Annotated in this window: 2 protein-coding genes; both read right to left on the reverse strand. The window is 44.7% G+C overall.

Annotation, left to right across the window (positions count from 1 at the left end; genetic code table 11):
- Nucleotides 1-91 precede the first annotated feature (91 nt).
- Complete coding sequence (locus tag ACFQ2I_RS19515) at nucleotides 92-946, reverse strand: IS3 family transposase (RefSeq protein WP_377567223.1); 855 nt, start codon at nucleotides 944-946, stop codon at nucleotides 92-94.
- Between the two features lie 20 nt (nucleotides 947-966).
- Nucleotides 967-1,502, reverse strand: a 536-nt coding sequence (locus ACFQ2I_RS19520) for a helix-turn-helix domain-containing protein (protein WP_377567225.1), incomplete at its 5' end; no start/stop codon positions are given.

The raw sequence follows: 1,502 nt of genomic DNA on the forward strand, positions 1-1,502 counted from the left end.
AAGTGCTCCCTGTCAAGTAGACAGTGAAAAAAACAAAAAAACGGTTAGGCCTATCCCTCAGTTCAAGACAGAGAACTGGGGGATTATTTCATTACGCAGCTCGACGATACTCATGGGGAGACAAGCCGTTAAGTCGCTCCGTATATCGGTAGTTGTTGTAGTATCGAATATAGTTCCTTACATCTTCTAGAACTTCATCGTAGGTATTATATTTCTTCAAATAAAAGCTTTCTGCCTTGAATGTGCCCCAAAATCGCTCGATCGGCTGGTTATCCAGGCAGCGACTCACACGAGACATGCTTGTTGTGAAACCGTACTTTACCTTCAAGCGATTATATTCATGCGAGGTATATTGGAAACCTCTGTCACTATGCAGAAGTGGCGTGATCCCACGCTTTCCCCTATATGCTTTCTTTACCGTGTCCATGACCAATTTGTTGTTATTGGAGTGGCTGAGCACCCACGAAACGACGGAGTTATCGTGCACATCAATAATGGCGCTCAAATAGGACTTTCGGCCGTTCCCATACTTCAGTTCAGTGACATCTGTACACCACTTCAGGTTCGGAGCAGCAGCTTGAAAGTCGCGGTTCATAACGTTTTCGGCAACATGTGTTTCCGTGGCTCTTACGTAACTTGGACGTTTCCTCCGAATCACTGCTTTCAATCCCAGAGCTCTCATGATCCCGTAGTATCGCTTTTTGTTGTAAGTCTTTTTCAGTTTACGGTTCAATTGGATACGCATTTGGCGATACCCCAGAATCCCTTTTCGCTTGTCATAGCGAAGCTTCACTTCTTTTGCTAGTGAAAGCCGTTCAAGCTCTCGATTGGACGGCTTCCATTTCAACCATTTATAATAGGCAGATCTGGCGATGTTAGCGAGCTTGCATAACGCTAGTATGGCATAGCCCTTTTCTATGTGCAGTTCTTGAATCGCTTGATACAAGACGACATGTCGAACGAGGGTTAGCGTGTAGGTCTTCGCCGGATCTCTGCCAACTTTTTTTCGAAGGCATTCTCCATTTCTAAGTATTCATTGCGCGCTTCGAGTTCCTTGATCCGAAGTTTAAGACGCTCCGTCTCATCCAGTTCTTCCACAGGCTTATTGCGACCACGGTGATCCCTAAGAGCCTCCTGGCTGCCTGATTGGTATTTACGAACCCATGCGTACACCTGTTGGTAGGAAACATTGTACTTCTTCATCGCTTTCTGATAATCCAACTGATTGGCAAGGGTATACTGCACAATTTCAATACGCTCTTCAAAAGTGGTTTTACGTCCTTTATTCATGTGAACTTTTCCTTTACGAGTAGGTTTGATTTCTTTCCTACAAGTATACTTGGAAATCCAGTTCGCCAAAACACTTTTACTTGAAATGTGATGCTGCTTTGTCGCTTCTCGGATGGAGTACTTTCCAGATAGAACATCACGAATCGCAGTCTGCTTGAGCGCAGGTGAGTACGTTTTCCAAGCCTTGGATTCCTTTAACCCCTCATAACCAT

This window comes from Paenibacillus chungangensis (assembly GCF_042675905.1).
Taxonomy (GTDB): domain Bacteria; phylum Bacillota; class Bacilli; order Paenibacillales; family Paenibacillaceae; genus Pristimantibacillus; species Pristimantibacillus chungangensis.